17 protein-coding genes are annotated in these 21,565 nt (G+C 64.8%); 10 read left to right on the forward strand and 7 right to left on the reverse strand.

The window, feature by feature from the left end:
• The first annotated feature begins 166 nt into the window (after window positions 1–166).
• A complete protein-coding gene (locus NKJ32_RS15285) occupies window positions 167–1,441 on the forward strand; it encodes an amidohydrolase family protein (protein ID WP_352469954.1) in 1,275 nt (424 codons plus the stop codon).
• Between the two features lie 115 nt (window positions 1,442–1,556).
• Window positions 1,557–2,477, forward strand: a complete 921-nt coding sequence (locus NKJ32_RS15290) for a DMT family transporter (protein WP_352782155.1) — start codon at window positions 1,557–1,559, stop codon at window positions 2,475–2,477.
• On the opposite strand, the gene NKJ32_RS15295 is transcribed toward NKJ32_RS15290, so the two are convergent.
• A complete protein-coding gene (locus NKJ32_RS15295; RefSeq protein ID WP_352568326.1) occupies window positions 2,474–3,376 on the reverse strand; it encodes a phosphotransferase in 903 nt (300 codons plus the stop codon). The two genes, NKJ32_RS15290 and NKJ32_RS15295, sit on opposite strands and share 4 nt — an antisense overlap.
• 103 nt (window positions 3,377–3,479) lie before the next feature.
• Here NKJ32_RS15295 and NKJ32_RS15300 point away from each other — a divergent pair, with 103 nt between their 5' ends.
• Window positions 3,480–4,112 (forward strand): class I SAM-dependent DNA methyltransferase, encoded by a 633-nt coding sequence (locus NKJ32_RS15300; protein ID WP_352454671.1) that lies wholly within the window; start codon window positions 3,480–3,482, stop codon window positions 4,110–4,112.
• 18 nt (window positions 4,113–4,130) lie between these two features.
• Here the strand turns inward: NKJ32_RS15300 and NKJ32_RS15305 are convergent, their stop codons facing one another.
• Both NKJ32_RS15305 and NKJ32_RS15310 read right to left on the reverse strand, forming a co-directional pair.
• A complete protein-coding gene (locus tag NKJ32_RS15305; RefSeq protein WP_352623198.1) occupies window positions 4,131–6,584 on the reverse strand; it encodes a GcvT family protein in 2,454 nt (817 codons plus the stop codon).
• Window positions 6,581–7,465 (reverse strand): phosphotransferase, encoded by an 885-nt coding sequence (locus NKJ32_RS15310; protein WP_352828010.1) that lies wholly within the window; start codon window positions 7,463–7,465, stop codon window positions 6,581–6,583. The genes NKJ32_RS15305 and NKJ32_RS15310 overlap by 4 nt, the downstream gene beginning before the upstream one ends.
• 435 nt (window positions 7,466–7,900) lie before the next feature.
• Here NKJ32_RS15310 and NKJ32_RS15315 point away from each other — a divergent pair, with 435 nt between their 5' ends.
• The 7 genes from NKJ32_RS15315 (at window position 7,901) to NKJ32_RS15345 (ending at window position 15,548) form a co-directional block, all read left to right on the forward strand.
• Window positions 7,901–8,677: a DeoR/GlpR family DNA-binding transcription regulator gene (locus tag NKJ32_RS15315; protein WP_352568329.1), complete on the forward strand. Its 777-nt coding sequence runs from the start codon at window positions 7,901–7,903 to the stop codon at window positions 8,675–8,677.
• A gap of 78 nt (window positions 8,678–8,755) precedes the next feature.
• Complete coding sequence (locus NKJ32_RS15320; protein WP_023676350.1) at window positions 8,756–9,682, forward strand: LysR family transcriptional regulator; 927 nt, start codon at window positions 8,756–8,758, stop codon at window positions 9,680–9,682.
• Between the two features lie 304 nt (window positions 9,683–9,986).
• On the forward strand, window positions 9,987–11,141 hold the full coding sequence (locus tag NKJ32_RS15325; RefSeq protein ID WP_023676348.1) for an ABC transporter substrate-binding protein: 1,155 nt from the start codon (window positions 9,987–9,989) through the stop codon (window positions 11,139–11,141).
• A gap of 188 nt (window positions 11,142–11,329) precedes the next feature.
• Window positions 11,330–12,325, forward strand: coding sequence for an ABC transporter ATP-binding protein (locus NKJ32_RS15330; RefSeq protein ID WP_352568330.1), 996 nt, complete (start codon window positions 11,330–11,332; stop codon window positions 12,323–12,325).
• Window positions 12,326–12,339: 14 nt separating this feature from the next.
• On the forward strand, window positions 12,340–13,290 hold the full coding sequence (locus NKJ32_RS15335) for an ABC transporter permease (protein ID WP_023676346.1): 951 nt from the start codon (window positions 12,340–12,342) through the stop codon (window positions 13,288–13,290).
• A complete protein-coding gene (locus NKJ32_RS15340; protein WP_023676345.1) occupies window positions 13,280–14,095 on the forward strand; it encodes an ABC transporter permease in 816 nt (271 codons plus the stop codon). Before NKJ32_RS15335 ends, NKJ32_RS15340 begins: the two co-directional genes overlap by 11 nt.
• A gap of 25 nt (window positions 14,096–14,120) precedes the next feature.
• Window positions 14,121–15,548, forward strand: coding sequence for a gamma-aminobutyraldehyde dehydrogenase (locus NKJ32_RS15345; protein WP_352568331.1), 1,428 nt, complete (start codon window positions 14,121–14,123; stop codon window positions 15,546–15,548).
• A gap of 17 nt (window positions 15,549–15,565) precedes the next feature.
• Here NKJ32_RS15345 and nhaA read toward each other — a convergent pair whose 3' ends face one another.
• The 4 genes from nhaA to hrpB form a co-directional block, all read right to left on the reverse strand.
• Entirely contained in the window at window positions 15,566–16,759 is a 1,194-nt protein-coding gene (gene nhaA / locus NKJ32_RS15350) for a Na+/H+ antiporter NhaA (protein ID WP_352568332.1), read from the reverse strand.
• Between the two features lie 91 nt (window positions 16,760–16,850).
• A complete protein-coding gene (locus NKJ32_RS15355) occupies window positions 16,851–17,414 on the reverse strand; it encodes an ActR/PrrA/RegA family redox response regulator transcription factor (protein ID WP_023676342.1) in 564 nt (187 codons plus the stop codon).
• Window positions 17,415–17,477: 63 nt separating this feature from the next.
• The gene (locus NKJ32_RS15360) at window positions 17,478–18,803 is read right to left on the reverse strand and encodes an ActS/PrrB/RegB family redox-sensitive histidine kinase (RefSeq protein ID WP_352448476.1); all 1,326 of its coding nucleotides are present in this window, start codon (window positions 18,801–18,803) and stop codon (window positions 17,478–17,480) included.
• 89 nt (window positions 18,804–18,892) lie between these two features.
• A complete protein-coding gene (gene hrpB / locus NKJ32_RS15365; protein WP_352577798.1) occupies window positions 18,893–21,511 on the reverse strand; it encodes an ATP-dependent helicase HrpB in 2,619 nt (872 codons plus the stop codon).
• Between the last annotated feature and the right edge of the window lie 54 nt (window positions 21,512–21,565).

Genomic DNA, 21,565 nt, shown 5'->3' on the forward strand with positions numbered 1-21,565 from the left:
CTGCTTTCCCGGCCTTCAAAAAAGCCCCATTAACTCACCAACCAGGATTTCGCTTCCCGTGCAAAGCCCTCCTTGTGGGAGAAGGGAAGGGCCGCGCCTGAAGGTTCCGCCTTGCGGCAGCACGCTGCATGGGAAGAAACGGCTTTTTTGAACGAGGTGGCGCTAGATGGATTTTGACCTTGTGGTGCGCGGCGGGACGCTGCCCGACGGCAGGATCGCCGATATCGGCATCGTCGGCGAAACGATCGCAGCGATAGAGCCCGAGCTGAACGTCAGCGCCGGCACGGCGATCGATGCCCATGGCAATCTGGTCTCGCCGCCCTTCGTCGATCCGCATTTCCATATGGACGCCACGCTTTCGCTCGGCATTCCGCGCATCAATGTCTCGGGCACGCTGCTCGAAGGCATCTCGCTTTGGGGCGAGTTGAAGCCGCTTCTGACCCACGAAGCGGTGCGCGACCGTGCGCTCGCCTATTGCGACTGGGCGGTGTCGATGGGCCTGCTCGCCATCCGCACCCATGTCGATGTTTGCGACGACCGCCTGCTGGCGGTCGAGGCGCTGCTCGACGTGAAGAAGACGGTTGGCCCCTATATCGACCTGCAGCTGGTCGCCTTCCCGCAGGACGGGTTTTACCGCTCGCCGACGGCGCGCGACAACACCATCCGGGCGCTCGACATAGGCGTCGATGTCGTCGGCGGCATTCCGCATTTCGAGCGCACAATGGCCGACGGCACGCGCTCCGTCACCGAGCTCTGCGAAATCGCGGCGAAGCGCGGCCTGATGGTCGACTTGCATTGCGACGAGACCGACGATCCGCTGTCGCGCCACATCGAGCAGCTTGCTTATGAGACGCAGCGGCTCGGGTTGCAGGGCAGAGTGGCCGGCTCGCACCTGACATCGATGCATTCGATGGATAATTACTACGTTTCGAAGCTATTGCCGCTGATTGCCGAGGCCGGCGTTTCGGCGATCCCCAATCCGCTGATCAACATCATGCTGCAGGGCCGCCACGACACCTTTCCCAAGCGCCGCGGACTGACGCGGGTCAAGGAGATGCTGGCGCAAGGCATCCGCGTCGGCTGGGGCCAGGATTGCGTGCTCGACCCCTGGTATTCGCTGGGCACCGCAGACATGCTCGACGTCGCCTTCATGGGCCTGCATGTCGCGCAGATGTCGAGCCCGGCCGAGATGGCGCGCTGCTTCGACATGGTCACCAACGTCAATGCCGCCATCATGGGCCTCGACCACCTTGGCCTGGCGGTCGGCAAGCGCGCCAGCCTGGTCGTTCTCGATGCCGGCAACCCAGTCGAGGCGCTGCGCCTGCGCCCAGAGCGTCTCTGCGTCATCGCCAGGGGCAAGGTGGTGGCCGAGCGCAGCCGGCAGGACACGCGGCTTTCGATCGCCGGAAGGCCGGGCACGGTGAACCGGCGCCACGCTTAGTCCAGCCGATTTCCGGCGCTGGTCTTACCGAATTCTCGATTTTCGCCTCGTCATGGCTGCAGCTTGCGACTACGACGCGGGTCACCGTACCCCACGGCGAGGAACCGGTAACGGAATGGCGCGGCCCGCAGCCCAGTACTCAACGATCATGAACGTGCTGCTGGCCGGCATCCTGCTGATGCTCGCCGGCGACTTCCTGTTTGCGCTGAACGACGCGATGGGCAAGTGGCTGGTCGCCAGTTTTTCCGTCGGCCAGGTCGTGCTGATCCGCTCGATCGGCGCGTTTTTCATACTCGGGCCGATGATTGCACATCAGGGCCCGGCCAAGCTGTTTCGCATGGAGCGGCCGGAGCTGCAGCTGCTGCGCGTGGTGATGACGACGCTCGACACGGCGCTGTTCTACGCGGCGGTCGTCTATCTGCCGCTCGCCGATGTGATGAGCTTTTACATGGCCGGGCCGATCTACGTGGCGGCGCTGTCGCATTTCCTGCTCGGCGAAAGGGTCGGCTGGCGCCGCTGGGCGGCGATCCTGGTCGGCTTCTGCGGCGTGCTGATCATGCTGAAGCCATCCTCGGCCGCGTTCTCGCTGTCCTCGATGTTCGCGCTCGCCGGCAGCATTTCATTTGCCTTCGCCATCATCCTCAACCGGCGGCTGCGCGGCACCAGCGACACTTCGCTGGTCACCTGGCAGAGCATCGGCACGCTGCTGGTCGGCGCTGCGTTGACCATAGGCAGTTGGAAGACGCCGTCATCGCTCGATTTCGGCGCCATGCTGCTTCTTGGCGTCGTCTCCTGCGGCGCGCACCTGATGATCACCCGGGCGTTGAAGCTTGCCCCTGCCTCGACCTTGGCGCCGCTGCATTACAGCCTGCTTTTGTGGGCAGTGGTCTTCGGCCTGGCCTTCTTCGGCGATGTGCCTGGGCCGCGTATCCTGGTCGGCTCGGCCATCGTCGTGCTGGCCGGCCTGTTCATCTTCCACCGCCAGAAGGTGGTCGACACGGTACCGCCCGAAAACGTGCCAAAGGGCGTGAACTAACCCCGGCGCATAGCCGCAAGATGCCGCGAAAATTCCGGCGTCTCCATCAGCGCCTTGCAGCGCGCAAACCGGCCGTCGGCATAGGCGCGAAAGTCGTCGGCCGGATTTTTGTTGGCAAGCTGGATCAGTCCCCACAGCGTCCACAGCAGGTCGCACATCGCCTTATAAATGACGATGCGGGCGCGCTCCGCCGGTCTCGGCTCGCCGCCGAAATAGGCCAGCGTCATCTCCTCGTCCTGCGCGGCGTCGAATTGCCCTTCGACGCTGAGGTCGCCGATATCCCAGAGCGGATCGTTCATGCCGGAATATTCCCAGTCGACGATCCACATCCTGTCCCCAGTATCGAGAAAGTTTTCGCATAGCGGGTCGCAGTGGCAGGCGACGATCGGCAGAGGTTGAGCCGCAAGTGCTGAGCGCACTGCCTCCGCCTCGCGGACCACATCGTGGTAGCCGGCAGGCAGGGCGACGTCCTTGGTCGACAGCACTTTCAGATAATCGTCGATCATCGCAAACAGCTCGAAGCGGAAGGGGAACACCGCGCCGGATGTGTGCAGTTTGCGAAAGGCCTTGCCGGCGCGTGCCGGACTGCCCGGCCGAGTCTTGAACTTTTCCGGTGACATCGTCTCGGCACCGGCAACGAAGCGGGTCACCAACACGCCGGTCTCGGCATCGACATGCAGCACATCGGGACTGACGCCGGCCTTCGCCGCTTCCCGCGCCGCCACTGCCTCGTTGGCGCGGTTGATGTATTCCTCGGTACCCTTGCCGGGGATACGCAGGCAGAAATCTCCCGCTCTGAAGACGAGATTGGTGAGGCCGCCAAGCCGTTCCAGCGGCCCCTCGTAGCCGGCCAGCACCGGAATAGCCGCAAGTGCGGCGCGCGCCCGGTCGTCCGCCATGGATTTCGCTCCTTTCCCCGTGTTATTGGGACGACGACGGTTCCACAGTTTTCGCCGTTTGGCTATGATCGCGTTGCGGATCGATACCAGGCGACGGAAAGCGATGACGGACAGCAATCAGCAGAGCGCACTCGCCGCAGCCTATGCGGCGAAGCGGCCGGAAGACGTCGCGGCGCTCTACGACAGTTGGGCAGGCACCTATGACGCCGACATGTCGGCGGCTGGCTATCGCCATCCCACCATCTGCCTTGCCTTGCTGGCCCGCCATCTGGCGCGCGGCGCCGCTCCTCTGCTCGATGCCGGCGCCGGCACCGGGCTCATCGGCGAATGGCTTGCCATTACCGGTTATCCGCAGGTCGAGGCGCTCGACATCTCGGAAGGCATGCTGGCGCAAGCCGCGCGCAAGGGCGTCTATTCAGCGCTGCACTGCCTGGCGCTTGGCGGACCGCTGCCCTTCGTGGACGACGCCTATGCCGGGATCATCTCAGCCGGCGTCTTCACGTCCGGCCATGTCGGGGCCGAGGGTCTGGACGAGCTGATCCGCATCTGCCGGCCGGGCGGGGTGATCGTGCTGACAGTGAAGAACACGCTGTGGGATGCCGGGTTTGCCGCGCGGATCGCCGAGCTCGAGGCGCAAGGCACCGTCACGCGCGCCGAAGAGACGCCGCCCTATGTTTCGATGCCAGGCGAGGCCGATACCGTGCCGAGCCGGGGGCTGGTGCTCATCGTGAACTGAGGCTGAAACCGGAAGGCTCTACGCCTTCACCTTTGCTCCTGCCGGATCGTAAAGCGGCTCGAGGTGTATCTTAGCCGGCGTCCGTTCCATTGCCACCACCAGCTCGTAGTTGCCGGAAGTGAGGAAATCATCGTTGACGCCATCGGCATTGCGCACATAGCCGTAGCCGATGTTCTTGCCGATGGTGTAGCCATAGCCGCCGCTGGTGAGATAACCGACCGCCTCGCCGTTGCGCAGGATGGTCTCGCGCCCGAGCAGGACGATGTCCGGATCGTCGACCGTGAAGCCGGCAAAACGTTTCCTGGGCGGCGAACCGTCGACCTTCTCCAAGGCCCGCCGGCCGAGGAAATCGGTGTTTTTTCTGAGCTTCACCGCCCAGCCGAGGCCGGCCTCCTGCGGCGTGTCGTTGGGCGTGATGTCGGAGCCCCAGGCGCGGTAGCCTTTTTCCAGCCGCAGTGATTCCAGCGCCCGGTAGCCGACCGGGCGGATGTCGTAGGTCTCGCCCGCCGCCATCAGCGCATCGAAAACCTCGCCCGTCGCCGCGATCGGCGCATGCAATTCCCAGCCGAGCTCACCGACATAGGTGACGCGCAGTGCCCGCACGATGTGGCCGGCAATGGCGATCTCGCGAACATGGCCGAACGGGAAAGCTGTATTCGACACATCCGCGTCGGTCACATCGGACAGCACGTCGCGGGCGCGCGGCCCCATCAGCGACAGCGTGCCAAAATCCTCCGTGACGTCGGTCAGCGTCACGTCGAACTCCCTGCCGATATGATCGGCAATCCAGGAGAAATCATGCGTGCGGAACCCGGTGCCGGTGACGATGTAGAATTTCTCCTCACCGAGCCGCGCCACGGTCAAATCGGCCGCGATGCCGCCGCGCGTGTTGAGGAGCTGCGTGTAGGTCAGCCGGCCGACCGGTTTGGCGACGTCATTGGCGCAGATCCAGTCCAGCGCCTTCAGCGCGTCGGCTCCGGTCATTTCGTATTTGGCGAAAGACGACTGGTCGAAAATACCGATCTTTTCGCGCACGTGGCGGTGCTCGTCGCCAACCGCCGGGAACCAGTTCTGCCGGCCCATCGAATAGACGTCCTTCGGCTCGATGCCTTCCGGCGCGAACCAGTTCGGCCGCTCCCAGCCAAGTTTCGAGCCGAACACGGCGCGATGTTTTTGCAGCCGCTCGTACAAAGGCGAGACGATGCGCGGCCGGCCGCTGACATATTCCTCATGCGGGAAGCCGATCGTGTAGTGCTTGCCATAGGCTTCCAGCGTGCGGTCGCGGACCCATTGCCGGTCGCGGTGGAGATCGGAGAAGCGGCGGATGTCGACCACCCACAGATCGAGCGGCGCCTCGCCGTCGACGACCCATTGCGCCAGCACCCAGCCGGCGCCGCCGCCGGACGCGATGCCGAAGGCATTGAAGCCGGCGCCGACGAACATATTGGCGCATTCCGGCGCCACACCGAGGATGAAATTGCCATCCGGCGTAAAGCTCTCCGGCCCGTTGATCATCTGCTTGACGCCGGCATTGGCGAGCGCCGGGACACGCTCGATCGCCTGGCTCATATGCTGCTCGAAATGACCGTAATCATCGTCGAACAGCCGAAACTCCCAATCGTCCGGCACATCGCCGCCCGGCAGACCGGTCGTCCACGCCTGCGGGTTCGGCTCGTAGCCGCCCATCACCAACCCGCCGACCTCCTCCTTGAAATAGGTGCGGCGATCGGGGTCGCGAATTGTCGGCGCGTCGGTCGCCAAGCCGACGATCCTCTCGGTGATGATGTACTGGTGCTTCACCGGCTGCAGCGGCACGTTTATGCCGGCGAGCGCACCCACCTGCCGCGCCCATTGCCCGGCGCAGTTCACCACCTTGTCGCAGGCGATATCGCCCCTGTTCGTCCTAACCTTGACGATCCGGCCGTTGGTCATTTCAAAGCCGGTGACCCGCACCTCCTCGAACAATTTTGCGCCATGCATGCGCGCACCCTTGGCCAGCGACTGGGTGATGTCGGAAGGGCTTGCCTGACCGTCGGTCGGCAGCCAGGACGCGCCGACGAGGTCGCCGGCTTCCAGCAGCGGCCACATTTCCTTGACCTCGGCCGGCGACAGCAGATGCATGTCCATGCCGAAGCTCTTAGCCGTCGTTGCCAGCCGCTTATACTCGGTCCAGCGGTCGGCATTGGTGGCGAGGCGCAGGCAGCCAGTCATCTTCCAGCCGGTGGCGAGGCCGGTTTCGGCTTCCAGCCCCTTGTAGAGATCGACCGAATATTTGAGCACGCGCGTGATCGACGCCGACGAGCGTAGCTGGCCGACCAGCCCGGCAGCATGCCAGGTCGAACCCGAGGTCAGTTTGCCCTGTTCGAGCAGCACGATTTCGGCCTTGTGGTCGCGCGCCAGATGATAGGCCGTCGAACAGCCGATGATGCCACCGCCGATGACGACGATCCCGGCCTGGGCGGGCAAGGTCATGTCCGCGTCCCGTATTTTGTCCTGTAGTTTTCCAGGGCGGCTTCGAGCCGCGCCAGGTTTTCGTCGGCGTAGGCGCCGTAGTCGACACCGGGCGCGTCGAGGTAAAGCTCGGAAACCATGCCCCACATCGCCTCACGCAGCAGCGACGCGCATTGCATGGCGGCGTGCGAGCGCCGTATCGCCGGGTCCGGCTCCTTCATGAAATAGGCGGTGAGGAAGGCGAAGGACTCCTCGTCGCTCATGCCTGCATTCGACGCCGCGCCGGCAAGGTCGAACATCGCGGTGTTGAAGCCTGCATATTCGAAATCGATGAGCCACAGCCTGTGACCGTCGTCGATTATGTTAGCCGGCAAGAGGTCATTATGGCCGAAGACGATCGGCAGCAGCTTTTGCGCGCGCTCGAGCTCGTCCGCCAGCGTCAGCAGGCGCGGCAGTTCGCCCAGCTTGCGGCTGCGGCCTTCCTCCAGCGTGCGCGCATAGTCGCGAATGACATGGAATACCCAGAACATGAAGCCGGCGCCGGAGACATGACCGGGCATCTCCCGGTGGAAACCGCGCAGCAACGCGGCAACGCGGCCGAGATCGGCGCGCACGTCCTGCGCGACATAGGCCTTGGCGCCGAGATACTCCGTCACCATGACGCCGGGTCCAGTGTAGTGGACGGCCGGAGCGAAGCCTGCCGCGTGCGCTGCCCGCGCCGTCATCATCTCGCGCTCGCGAAAGACATGGTGGAACGGATAGTCCTGGCCGAGCCGCACGACGTGCCGCCCGGCCGCGTCCTTGACCAGATAATTGGCATTGCTCAGCCCGCCCGGCAGCGGCGCGATGTCGATGCTGCCCGTCCAGCAAGGCAGCGCACGGATGCGGTCTTCGACAGTCACGATCTCGTCCAACATTGGGTCAATCTTCCACGCATGTCACGGCTGGCCAGCGATGACAATCGGACGGAGGAATGGAGGCAACGCGAAGATCTCGTCGGTGCAGATCTCGGGATCGGTATCCCGCACCGCACCGACGAGCCCCTTTGTGCCGGGTTCTTCGACGCCGGCATCCGCCCCCGCGGATCCTGAATTTCGGTACCCTTGCACCCGACGATCTCCCGGGCGTTCGGGCAAGCGATTTTTCGTGCGGCTCAGCCGTCGTCCTCCGTTCCGAGCCTGTCACAGCGATAATGTCGCGCCACGCTGGAGGCGTTGTCAACGCGAAATTGTGGTATTTTCTGGTTTTTTGCCCGAATTTTGCTAAATTCCTTGGAGTTAGTGGCATTTATGCCGTAGAAGCGGTCAGCGGTGCAACAATCCGACCGGATGGAACCGATGGTCCACTCGAAGCGGCATGGCGAAATCCTGCGCCTCCTCAGGGAGGAAGGCACCGTGACCATTGCGAGCCTGGCCGACCGGCTGGGCGTCTCGCTGGAGACAGTACGCCGCGACGTCAAGCCACTGACCAGCGACGGTTCCATCCTCAAGATGCACGGCGCCGTCGGCCTGCCGTCGATTGCCGGCGAAGCGCCGTTCGAGCGGCGCATGCGCGAGAACGCCGATGCCAAGCGGGCAATAGCGCGCATGGTCGCCGCCACCATCCGCGACGGCGAATCGATCATGCTCGACACCGGCACCACCACGTCTTTCCTGGCCCGGGAACTGCTCGGCCACCGGCGGCTGACGGTCGTCACCAACTCCTCCGACATCGCCCGCACATTGGCCACCGTCAACGGCAATAAGGTCTACATGGCCGGCGGCGAGCTGCGCAGCGATTCCGGTGCTGCCTTTGGCGTCTCTGCCATCGAATTCGTCAGCCGCTTTTCCGTCAGCCATGCAGTGATATCGACCGGTGCGGTCGATGCCGTCACCGGCGTCATGGACTATGATCTGGAAGAGGCCGAATTCGCCCGCATGGTGCTGTCGCGCGGCCAGCGTTCGCTTGTCGTCACCGACCATAGCAAATTCGGCCGCCAGGGCCTTGTTCAGGTCTGCGGCTTCGGCGGCTTTTCCGAACTCGCGACCGACCGTCCGCCGCCGCACGACATCGCCGCCGCCCTTGCCCAGGCCGGCGCACGGCTCAGCATTGCCGATGGCGGAAGCGAGGGCTGAGCTCTATCGTGAGCTCTATCGGGAGATCTGCGCCAGCACCCACTTCCCAGCGCCGCCTCTGCCGTGTTTAGTCCGGCCATGGCTTTCACCATCCGCCAATTGCAGTTCTTCATCGCCGTCGCCGAGCAGGGCACAGTGTCGGGCGCCGCCCAGAACCTGTCGATCTCGCAATCCTCGGTCACCGAGGCGATCAAGGAGCTGGAGCACGATCTCGGCGTCGAGCTGTTCGAGCGCCACCCGCGCGGCTTGAACATCACCCACAAAGGCCACCAGTTCCTGCGCCATGCGAGAAAGATCCTGGCCGACGTTTCCGATGCGCGCCGCGCCTTCTTCGGCGAACAGGCCGCGGCAAGCGGGCGGCTGCAACTTGGCGTCACCTCGCTGGTCGCCGGCTATGTGCTTTCCGATCTTCTTGCCCGCTACCGCCGCGCCTATCCGGGTGTCGAGGTCTCGGCGATCGAGGACAATGGCGACTATCTCGAGCACCTGTTAATTGGCGGCAAGCTCGACATTGCCGTCATGGTCACCTCGAACCTGCGCGACCGCACGGCACTGCAGTCCGAAATCCTCGAAGTCTCGGCCTACCGGCTATGGCTGCCGCTCGGCCATCCCTTGGCCGGTGCCGACATCATCGGCATCGGCGACATCGCCTCGGAACCGCTGATCATGCTGACCGTCGACGAGATCGAGGAGAATACCGGAAAGCTGCTGACGGCAATCGGCGCCAAGCCGCATGTCGCCTTCCGCACCCGCTCGGTCGAAGCGGTGCGCAGCCTCGTCGCTACCGGCGCCGGCGTGGCGCTGCTGCCCGACCTCGTCTACCGGCCATGGTCGCTGGAAGGCGACCGCATCGAATCTCGCGATATTTCGGGGTCGTTACCAGTCGTCCAGGTCGGCATGGTCTGGCGGCGCGGCTCCGGCCTGCCGCAGGCGGCTCGTGACTTCATCGGACTTGCCCAGTCGCAGCGCATGGTGCGCCAACGGCCTGAGAAGATCGGCCGCTGATATATCGGAAAAACCGATATCGGCTTTCTGATAAATGAATTTGCGAAACCGGAAATTTCGCAGCACTTTTCGGTCAGGGAACAAAGCTGCCGTTAGAGCGACGTGCGTCCAATTGGACGCACATAGTACGCTCTAAGACTTTTAGTTTTCGCATCGGACTTTCCGAAAATCGATTCCGATTTTCGGGCCGATGCGAGGAGCACGGCCCTTCAGAGCCGCGCATCCAACGTTTTGGAACGGGCGCATGATCTTCTTCCGAAACCCGAAACCGGTTTCGAGGTCATGCAAAAATGGGAGATCGACGATGAATTCATTGCTGAAATCATGCACTGCCTTGACGGTCGCGCTGAGCTTCTCCGGCCAGGCCATCGCCCAGGTCAAGGAGCTCGGCAAAGGCGAAGGCGAGGTCACTATCGTCGCCTGGCCGGGCTATATCGAGCGCGGCGAAACCGACAAGGGCTATGATTGGGTCACGTCCTTCGAGAAGGAAACCGGCTGCAAGGTCAACGTCAAGACCGCCAACACCTCCGACGAGATGGTCTCGCTGATGAACGAGGGCGGTTTCGACCTGGTCACCGCCTCGGGCGATGCCTCGCTGCGTCTGGTCGCCGGCAAGCGCGTCCAGCCGATCAACACCGACCTCATCCCGAGCTGGAAGACGGTCGACGACCGGCTGAAGGATGCGCCCTGGTTCACCGTCGGCGGAGTCCATTACGGCGTCCCCTATCAGTGGGGGCCGAACGTGCTGATGTACAACACCGAAGTGTTCAAGGAGGCGCCGAAGAGCTGGAACGTGGTCTTCGAGGAATTGAAGCTTCCCGACGGCAAGTCGAACAAGGGCCGCGTCCAGGCCTATGACGGGCCGATCCACATCGCCGACGCCGCCAATTACCTGATGGCTCACAAGCCGGAGCTCGGCATCAAGGATCCGTACGAACTGACCGAGGATCAGTACAAGGCGGCGCTCGACCTGTTGCGGGTCCAGCGTACGCTGGTCGGACGCTATTGGCACGACGCCGCCATCCAGGTCGACGATTTCCAGAACGAAGGCGTCGTCGCCTCCGGTTCTTGGCCCTACCAGGTCAACACGCTGATCGCGGCCAAGAAGCCGGTCGCCTCGACTATCCCCGAGGAGGGCGTCACCGGCTGGGCCGATACCACGATGATGGAGGCCGATGCTGCCCACCCGAACTGCGCCTACATGTGGATGGAGCATTCGCTGTCGCCAAAAGTGCAGGGCGACGTCTCCGCCTGGTTCGGCTCGCTGCCGGTGGTGCCCGCCGCCTGCAAGGGCAACGAACTGCTCGGCGAAGAAGGCTGCAAGACCAACGGGTACGACAATTTCGACAAGATCAAGTTCTGGAAGACGCCGGTCTCGAAATGCGCCACCCAGAACGACCAGTGCGTGCCCTATTACCGCTGGGTGTCGGACTATATCGGCGTCATCGGCGGGCGGTGAGTTCGCCTCACCTACGAAGCTCGGCGCTGCCCCTCACCCTTACCCTCTCCCCGTGAAGAACGGGGGTCGCCAGCGTTGGAGCGCCTCCCTTCTCCCCGTCCACTATACGAGGAGAAGGTGCCGGCAGGCGGATGAGAGGCAGCGCTACCGCCTGAAATTTGATGAGCCTGACAGATCAGGACAGCCCCATGACCTCCGCCGTTTCCTTCCAAAACGTCTCTCGCCATTTCGGCAGCGTGCGTGCCGTCGACGCGGTCGATCTCGACATCGTGCCGGGCGAGTTCTTCGCTATGCTCGGGCCTTCCGGCTCGGGCAAGACGACGTGCCTGCGCCTCATCGCCGGTTTCGAGCAGCCGACGGCGGGCTCGATCGCGATCTTCGGCGAACGCGCCGAGGGCGTGCCGCCCTATCGCCGCAACGTCAACACCGTGTTCCAGGATTATGCGCTGTTCCCGCATCTCAACGTGCTCGACAACGTCGCCTATGGGCTGATGGTCAAGGGCGTCGGCAGACCGGAGCGGCAAAAGGCGGCGGAAGAAGCGCTGGCGCTGGTGCGGCTTCCCGGCTACGGCGCCCGTCGCCCTGGCCAGCTTTCCGGCGGCCAGCGCCAGCGCGTCGCGCTCGCCCGTGCGCTGGTCAACCAGCCCAAGGTGCTGTTGCTCGACGAGCCGCTCGGCGCCCTCGACCTCAAGCTTCGCGAAAACATGCAGGAGGAGTTGAAATCGCTGCAGAAGGCGCTCGGCATCACCTTCGTGTTCGTCACCCACGACCAGGGCGAAGCGCTGTCGATGGCCGACCGCGTCGCCGTCTTCAATGACGGCAAGATTATGCAGATCGGCACGCCGGAAGACATCTACCAGCGTCCCAAGACCCGCTTCGTCGCCGATTTCGTCGGCTCGTCCAACGTGCTGCCGCCGGATTTCGTCCAGCGCTATGCCGGCCAGCATCGCTGGGGCAGCCTGCGGCCCGAATCCATCCGTATTGGCCGGGCCAACGGCGAAGGGGTTGCCGCCCGCCTGGTCTCGACCAACTATCTCGGCGCCACGACAAGACTGGCGCTCGATGCAGAGGGCTTGCGGCTGCATGCCATCGTGCCGGCGGGTGCTGCCTTGCCCCGGGAAGGCGAGGCGGTGGTGCTCACCTTCAACCGCGAGCATTTGCATCTGATGGACGAGCTAGGATGAGCCTGGACGCTGCCATGCCGCGGGCCACGGCCCCCGCCATCCTGCCGGGTAGTGGCGGCGTACGCGGCGGGCTCTCCGATCTCTTCTGGCGCCGGCCGCAATTCTTGCTGCTCCTGATGCTGCTACCCCCGGTTCTTTGGCTCGGCATCGTCTATATCGGCTCGCTGTTTGCGCTGCTTTTGCAGAGCTTCTTTTCGATCGATGAGTTCTCCGGCCTCATTAACCGCGAGTTCACGCTGAAGACTTATGGCGACCTGCTGCAGGCCGCCAATCTCGACATCATCCTGCGCACGGTGACGATGGCGGCGCTGGTGACGCTGGCTGCGGCGATCATCGCCTTTCCCATCGCCTATTACGCGGCGCGCTATGCGCGCGGCCGTTGGAAGGCGCTGTTTTATCTCGGCGTCATGCTGCCGCTGTGGTCGAGCTACCTGGTCAAGATCTATGCCTGGAAGCTGATCCTGGCCAAGGAAGGCATCCTGACATGGCTGCTGGCCAAATTGCATCTTCTCTGGCTGCTTGATGCCTGGCTATCGCTGCCGATCGTCGGCGGCAACTCATTGTCGGTCTCCTCAACCGGCACCTTCATCGTCTTCGTCTATGTCTGGCTGCCATTCATGATCCTGCCGGTGCAGGCCGCACTCGAGCGCGTGCCGGGCAATTTGGTCGAGGCTTCGTCCGATCTCGGCGCCTCGCCCGGCCAGACCTTCGGCAACGTGCTGTTCCCACTGGCGCTGCCCGGCATCGTTGCCGGCTCGATCTTCACCTTCTCGCTGACGCTCGGCGACTACATCATTCCTCAGATCATCGGCACCTCGCGGCTGTTCATCGGCCAGGCCGTCTATTCGCAGCAAGGCACCGCCGGCAACATCCCGCTCGCCGCCGCCTTTACCGTGGTGCCCATCGTTATCATGGGCTTCTATCTCTGGGGCGCCAAGCGCATGGGGGCTTTCGATGCGCTCTGACCGTGGCCCATCCGCGCCGATCGGCCTGAAGCTCGCTGCCACCGGCGGCCTGCTCTTTCTGCACCTGCCGATCCTGCTGATCTTCGTCTATGCCTTCACCACCGAGGAGAAGAGCTTCGTCTGGCCGCCGCCGGGCTTGACCACGCAATGGTTCGCCGTCACCTGGAACCGCCCCGACGTCTGGCAGGCGCTGTCATTGTCTGTGCGGGTCGCGGCGATCTCGACTGCCATCGCTCTGATCCTCGGCACGCTATGCGCAGCCGCCGTGTCCCGCACAAAATTCTTCGGCCGCGAAACCATCTCGCTGCTGGTCATCCTGCCGATCGCGCTGCCCGGCATCATCACCGGCATCGCGCTGCGCTCGGCCTTCGCGCTGGCCGAAATCCCGTTCTCGTTCTGGACGATCGTGCTCGGCCACGCCACTTTCTGCGTGGTCGTCGTCTACAACAATGCGGTCGCCCGTTTCCGCCGCACGTCCGGCTCGATGATCGAGGCGTCGATGGATCTCGGCGCCGATGGTTTCCAGACCTTTCGGCATGTCGTGCTGCCCAACATCGCAACCGCGCTGCTGGCCGGCGGCATGCTTGCCTTTGCGCTGTCCTTCGACGAGGTCATCGTCACCACCTTCACCGCCGGCCAGCAGCAGACGGTGCCGATCTGGATGCTCGAAGAATTGATCCGTCCGCGCCAGCGTCCGGTCACCAATGTCGTGGCGATGGTGGTAGTGCTGGTGACGCTGCTCCCCATCCTCGCTGCCTATTACCTGACCCGCGACGGCGACCAGATCGCCGGTTCGGGCAAATGATCTCGTTCATAAGGGAGAGACTTCCATGGACACGCAGATGCTGATCGGCTCGAAATTCGAAAAAGGCACCGAGACCGAGGAGCCGATCCTCAACCCGAAGACCGGGGCGACCATCCTCAATCTGCCTGAGGCCAGCCCAGCGCAGATCGAGGCGGCCGTGCTTGCTGCCGAAAAAGCCTTCGTCACCTGGTCCCGCACAACACCGGCGCAGCGCGCCGGCTATCTCCTGAAGATCGCCGATCGCATCGAGGCTGCTGCACAGGATTTCGCGGCGCTCGAGGCGCTGAACTGTGGCAAGCCGATCAATGCCGTGCTCAATGACGAGATCCCGGCGATCGTCGACTGCTACCGCTTCTTTGCCGGCGCGGTCCGCTCGATGCCCGGCCAGGTCGCAGGCGAATACATTCCCGGCCACACCTCGATGGTCCGCCGCGACGCCATCGGCGTTGTCGCGTCGATCGCGCCGTGGAACTATCCGCTGATGATGATGGCCTGGAAGCTGGCGCCGGCGATTGCCGGCGGCAACACCGTCGTCTTCAAGCCGTCGGAACAGACGCCGCTGACCGCGCTGAAGCTGGCGAAAATCCTTGCCGAGATCCTGCCGGAAGGCGTCGTCAACGTCGTGCTCGGTCGCGGCGACAGCGTCGGCAACACGCTGATCAACCACCCGAAGGTCAACATGATCTCGATCACCGGCGACGTCGCCACCGGCAAGAAGGTGCTGCAGGCTGCCGCCAAATCGGTCAAGCGCACGCATCTCGAGCTCGGCGGCAAGGCGCCGGTCATCGTCTTCGACGACGCCGATCTCGGCGCGGTGGTCAACGGCCTGCGCGCCTTCGGCTATTACAATGCCGGCCAGGACTGCACCGCCGCCTGCCGCATCTACGCTGGCAAGAAGATCTACGACAAGCTCGTCGCCGACCTCTCCGCTGCCGTCTCGACCATCAAGTATGATCGTCCTGACGATACCGAAAACGAGATCGGCCCGCTGATCTCGCGTCGCCAGCGCGACCGCGTCTCGAGCTTCGTCGAGCGCGCCTCTGAGCTCAAGCACATCGAGATCACCACGGGCGGCAAGCCGGGCGAGGGCTCCGGCTTCTTCTACCAGCCGACCGTCGTCGCCGGCGCGCTGCAGGAGGACGAGATCGTGCGCCGCGAAGTGTTCGGTCCGGTGGTCTCGGTCACCCGCTTTTCCGAAGTCGACGAAGCGGTGGACTGGGCCAATGACTCTGACTATGGCCTGGCGTCGTCGGTGTGGACCAAGGATGTTTCGCGCGCCATGGCGACGGCGGCCCGGCTGCAATATGGCTGCACCTGGATCAATACCCATTTCATGCTGACCAACGAGATGCCGCATGGCGGGTTGAAACAATCCGGCTACGGCAAGGACATGTCGCTCTACGCGCTGGAGGACTATACGGCCGTCCGCCACGTCATGGTCGCTCACGGGTAGCGCCCGCGAGGAGACGCCTATTCTTCCGCCTCCTCCGCCTCGCCTCCGGCCGGCGCCACCAGCAGCACAGCGGCGCCTAGGAGCGCGGCGATAAAGGAGCCAGCGAGGATGCCGACCTTGACCGCGTCCTGCAGGGCGGCGTCGCTGGCGAAGGCGAGCAGGCCGATGAACAGGCTCATGGTAAAACCGATGCCACAGAGCAGCGAAATGCCGACCATGTGCAGCCAGCCGGCATTGGCCGGCAGATCGGCGAAGCCAAGCCGGATGGCAAGCGCGGAAGACCCGAACACGCCGACCAGCTTGCCCAAGACGAGGCCGGCGGCGACGCCGAGCGTCAGCGGCTCGGCCAGGGCGGCAGCGCTGAGACCGGCGAGCGAGACGCCGGCGTTGGCAAAGCCGAAAATCGGGATGACGAAAAAGGCGACGACTTTGTGCAGGCCGTGTTCGAGCCGGTGCAGCGGCGAATGGTCGAGATCATGGCCGCTGCCCGGCGATATCTTCAGCGGTATGGTGAGGGCCAGCGCGACGCCGGCGAGCGTCGCATGGACGCCCGATTTGAGCACCAAAACCCACAGAACGATGCCGAGCAAGATGTACGGCAGCAGCGTCAGCACCCGCATGCGGTTGAGCACCACCAGCAGCGCGATCACGGCGAAGGCGGCGCCGAGATAGGCGAGCGAGAGGCCGCTGGTATAGAACACCGCGATGATGAGCACCGCGCCGAGATCGTCGATGATGGCGAGCGCGGTGAGGAATATCTTCAGCGAGCCCGGGACGCGCCTGCCGAGCAGCGACAGCACGCCGAGCGCAAAGGCGATATCGGTGGCGGTTGGGATCGCCCAGCCAGACAGAGCGGCTGGATTGTTGTGGTTGATGGCGACGTAGACCAGTGCCGGCGCTGCCATGCCGCCGGCGGCGGCGATGCCGGGCAGCACGCGGCGCGGCCAGGTCGACAGCTGGCCGTCAAGCATTTCGCGCTTGATCTCGAGGCCGACCAGCAGGAAGAACACCGCCATCAGGCCGTCATTGATCCAGTGCGAGACGCTGAGCGGTCCGAGATAGGCATGGAGGGCGGAGAAATAAGCCTCGCCCAGCGGCGAATTGGCGACGATCAGGGCCAAGGCCGCCGCAGCCATCAGGACGAGGCCGCCGGCCGCCTCGCTGTCGAGGAATTCGCGCAGCATGGAGACCAGCCGCTTTTCGTCCTGCATGTCGCCTCCGTCGTATCAGTAGCAAGGTCCGACACCGCCAAGCGATGATGCGCAAACAGCGCTGGCCGGGCAAGCCTGTAATGAGAGCCCTTTAGCGCGGCGCGCGCTTGGCGAGGATGCGTTGCAGCGTGCGGCGATGCATGTTCAGGCGGCGTGCGGTTTCCGAGACGTTGCGGTCGCACATTTCGTAGACGCGCTGGATGTGTTCCCAGCGCACGCGATCGGCCGACATCGGATTTTCTGGCGGCGCTGCGCGTTCGCCCGCGGTGCGGGTCAGGGCGGCAAAAATATCGTCGGCATCGGCCGGCTTCGACAGATAGTCGATGGCGCCGAGCTTTACCGCCGTCACCGCAGTGGCGATGTTGCCGTAGCCGGTGAGGATGATGGCGCGGGCATCGTCGCGCTTCTCGCGAATCGCGGCGACGACGTCGAGGCCGTTGCCGTCGGCCAGCCGCATGTCGACCACCGCATAGGCCGGCGGATTGGCGCGCGCTTTGGCAACCGCCTCCTCGACGCTCTCCGCCGTCTCGACCACGAAACCCCTGGTTTCCATGGCGCGGGCAAGCCGCGTCAGGAACGGCTTGTCGTCGTCTACGATCAGCAGCGAGGTATCCTCGCCTTCGACCATTGCGCCAATCGTTTCGTCAGTACTCATCGTGCTGAAAATCCTGCTGCCTGATTTTTACGCAAATATAGTTTCGCAACGCTATTGTCCAATTTAGGCCGTGTCGAACATGGTGGCCGAAGCCTGCTCGGGATTGAGGAAGACGCTGCGCGGCCACGATATCTGCACGATAGCGCCCTCGCCGGGCTCGCTTGAATTGCGGAAATCGAGCGTCGCGCCGGAGCGTTCGAGCAAGGTCTTGGCGATGAATAGGCCGAGGCCGAGGCCGCCGCCGGCTTCGGTGCCTTGTCGTGTCGACATATAGGGTTCGCCGATACGGTCGATGATCTCCGGTGGAAAGCCCGGCCCGTCGTCGATGATCGAGAAGCTGACGGCGGCTTCATTCCAGTTCCAGCGCACTGTCACGCTGTTGCGGGCGAAGTCGACCGCGTTCTCGACCAGATTGCCGAGGCCGTAAATGACGCCGGGATTGCGCCGGCCCACCGGTTCCGGGCCGATGCGCTCGCCCGGCCGAAGCTTGATCGAAATGCCGAAATCGCGGTGCGGCGCCGTCACCTCCTCGACCAGCGAGGTCAGCGGCAGGCGCGAGAGGTGCACCTCGCTCTCGGAGGACAGGCTGGTCAGGCGCTTCAGGATTTCGCGGCAGCGCTCGCTCTGCGAACGCAGCAGCTTCACGTCCTCGCCGTATTTCGGATCTTCGCCAAGCGCCTTCTCCATTTCCTTGGCGACCAGTGTGATGGTGGCGAGCGGTGTGCCGAGCTCGTGCGCGGCGGCCGCGGCGAGGCCGTCGAGGGCAGAGAGATGCTGCTCTCGCTGCAACACCAATTCCGTGGCGGCAAGCGCGTTGGCAAGCAGCCGCGCCTCCTCGGCCACCCGGAAGGCATAGATCGCGGTAAAGGCGATGGAGCAGAACACCGCCATCCACATGCCTGCGACATAGATGAACGGCATCGCCAATGGCGCGCCCTCATGCCATGGCAGCGGCAGGTGGTAAAAGACCAGCAGCGTCGCCGCCACGATCACCAGCGCGCCGAGCATGGCGGTCAGCCGCAGCGGCAGCGACGTCGCCGAGACGACGACGGGCACGGTCATCAGCAGCGAAAACGGATTGGTGAGTCCGCCGGTCATGTAGAGCAGGCCGGCAAGCTGCAGGCTGTCGAAGGTCAGGATGGCGAAGGCCGAGAACGGGGTAAGCCGATGCGCCGCCGGATAGCGGAAGGTCAGCAAAAGGTTCATCCAGGCCGAACAGGCGATCAGCGCAAAACACATGCTGACCGGCAGCGGAAATTTCAGCCCGTAAGCGACGACAAGCACGGTCAGGCTCTGGCCGACGATGGCAAGCCAGCGCAACCTGATCAGCGTGTTGAGGCGCAGCCGCTGGCTTTGCTGGAAGTCGGGTGCGTGCAGGATGTTTATCATGGCAAGTGATTATAGAGGGGAAACAGCCGGAGGTCTTTTCCGAAAACCGCCGAAGCCGGCCCTCGGTTCGGAATGACAGTCTGGAAGCATCAGGTACCGCGCGGCTTGGCGCGGCTGGTGGCGGCGGCGAGAAGCGGGTTCTCCGGCCAGACATGCCTGGGATAGCGGCCGCGCATCTCTGCCCGCACATCGGCCCAGGAGCCGCGCCAGAAGCCGGGCAGGTCGCGCGTCGTCTGGATCGGCCGGTGAGCCGGCGACAGCAATTCGAGCGTCAGCGGCACAGTGCCGTTGGCGATCGCCGGATGCCGGTCGAAGCCGAACAGTTCCTGCACGCGGATCGCCAGCACCGGCCATTCGCCGTCATAGCGGATCGGCAGCCGGCTGCCCGACGGCGCGTCGAAATGGGTCGGCGCCAATGTGTCGATCTTGCGCTGCAATTCGTGCGGCACCAGCGTCATCAGGCCTTGCGAAAGCACGCTGGGATCGATTGCCGCAAAGGATGCCGCGCCGGAAAGGAACGGCAGCAGCCAGTCGTCGAGGCGCTCGACGAGCGCGGCGTCGGAGACATCGGGCCATGGCGCGCCGAGGCCGCGATGCAGCCAGCCGAGCCGCTGCCGCAACGTCTCCGCCTCCCTGTTCCACGGCAACAGGGCTAGGCCGTGTTCGCGCAAGGCGTCGAGGATGGCGCGATCCGCGTCGGCACCGGTCGGCGCCGGCAGCATGCGTTCGGACAGCGTGATGGCGCCGAGGCGAACCGTTTCGCGCACCCGCACCGCGCGCCTGTCGCGGTCGAAGCTCACCTCGCGGCGGGTCTCGATCTTTTCCGCCAGGGCAGTGCGGATGTCGGCCTCATCGATGGCTGCCGCTGCGGTGATGCGGGCGTTCTGCGCCTTGCCCTGCAGGTCGGCGACGACGAGCCAGGTCTCGCCGGCCAGCGGATCGGAGGGGTCGAGCATGGCGCCCGAGCCGTTGGCAAGCACGAAGCGGCCACGCTCGCCGCGCGCTTTGGCGACCCGATCCGGCCAGGCATGGATGAGGAGAGCGCCGGCTGTGCTGCCCTCCCCCTTGAGGGGGTCGGAAGGACGGGCGAGACCCGTGGCTCGCCCCGGCGCGTCGATCCGCGTGGCGGATCGGGGTGGGGTCGGTTCGGGCACGCCATCGACGACCCCGCCCCGTCTCCCTCGTCTCGCTGCGCTCGGCTCGCTCGCCGACCCTCCCCTCAAGGGGGAGGGTGAAGCCTGCTTTGCCAGCCTCTCAGCCAGCTGCCGGGCGGCGGTGGCGCGCGGCGATCTTTCGGCGCGAAAGCGCAGCAGCCGCCGTTCGAGATCGGCACCATCGCCGCCAAGGCCACGCTCGGTCAATAATACGGCGAGCATCGCCGCCTCGAGCGCCTCTCCGGTCCTTGCCGCCTCGGCGACCATGTGGGCGAGCCGCACCGGTAGCGCCAGCCTGCGCATCGCGGCACCGGCATCCGTCAGGCGTCCTGCCGCATCGACAGCATCGAGCGCACGTAGCAGTACCCTCGCCTCGGTGAGCGCCGAAGCCGGCGGGGGGTCGAGGAAGGACAGGCTGGTCGGATCGGCGACGCCGAACGCCGCGCTATCGAGCAACAGGCCGGAAAGATCGGCCTCGAGGATTTCCGGCGGCGTGAAGGCCGGCAGGGCCGCCGTCTGCTCGGCCCGCCACAACCGGATGGCGACGCCCGGCTGCGTGCGCCCGGCACGGCCGGCGCGCTGGTCGGCGGAAGCGCGGGAAGCACGTACCGTCTCCAGCCGCGTCAGGCCGCTCGCTGGCTCATAGCGCGGCAGCCGCGACAGGCCGGAATCGATGACGACGCGCACGCCGTCGATGGTGATGGAGGTTTCGGCGATCGACGTCGCCAGCACGACCTTGCGGCGGCCGAGCGGCGCCGGCTTGATCGCCGCGTCCTGCGCCTTGTTGTCGAGCATACCATAGAGCGGCACGATGTCGGTATCGGCGCCGACCTTGCCCGCCAGCCGCTCGGCGGTGCGCTCGATCTCGCGCTGGCCGGGCAGGAAAGCGAGCACGCTGCCCTCCTCCCCGGCAAGCGCCGAGCGGATCGCCTTGGCCATGGCGTCCTCGATGGTGACGCCGGCCGGCCGCTCGTCATAGCGGATGTCGACCGGGAAGGCGCGGCCTGCGCTCTCGATCACCGGCGCGCCGGACAGCAATTTTGCGACACGCGCGCCGTCGAGCGTTGCCGACATCACCAGCAATCTGAGTTCGAGCCTCAGCGCACCCTGCACGTCGAGCGCCAGCGCCAACCCGAAATCGCCGTCGAGCGAGCGTTCGTGGAACTCGTCGAATAGCACCGCCGCGACACCAGGCAGTTCCGGGTCGTCGAGGATCATGCGGGACAGCACGCCTTCGGTGACGACGAGAATCCTGGTCTTTGCGGAACTGCGGTTTTCCATGCGCATGGCATAGCCGACGGTTTCGCCGGGCTCTTGGCCGAGCAATTCGGCCATGCGGCGGGCGGCAGCGCGGGCGGCGAGGCGGCGAGGCTCGAGCAGGATGATCTTTCCGCCGCCGAGCCATTCAGCGTCGAGCAGCGCCAGTGGAACCAGCGTCGTCTTGCCGGCACCGGGCGGCGCCACCAGCACGGCGCTGTTACCATGGCTCAGCGTTTCATTGAGCGCCGGCAAGACAACGGAGACCGGCAGGTCCGGCAAGGGTTTTGTCGTCATTGTGCTATGCTGTGCAGCCAGTTGGCAGCGACCGCATATCAGCGGTGGCGGTCG

Source organism: Mesorhizobium sp. M0159 (assembly GCF_040322295.1).
Taxonomy (GTDB): Bacteria; Pseudomonadota; Alphaproteobacteria; order Rhizobiales; family Rhizobiaceae; genus Mesorhizobium.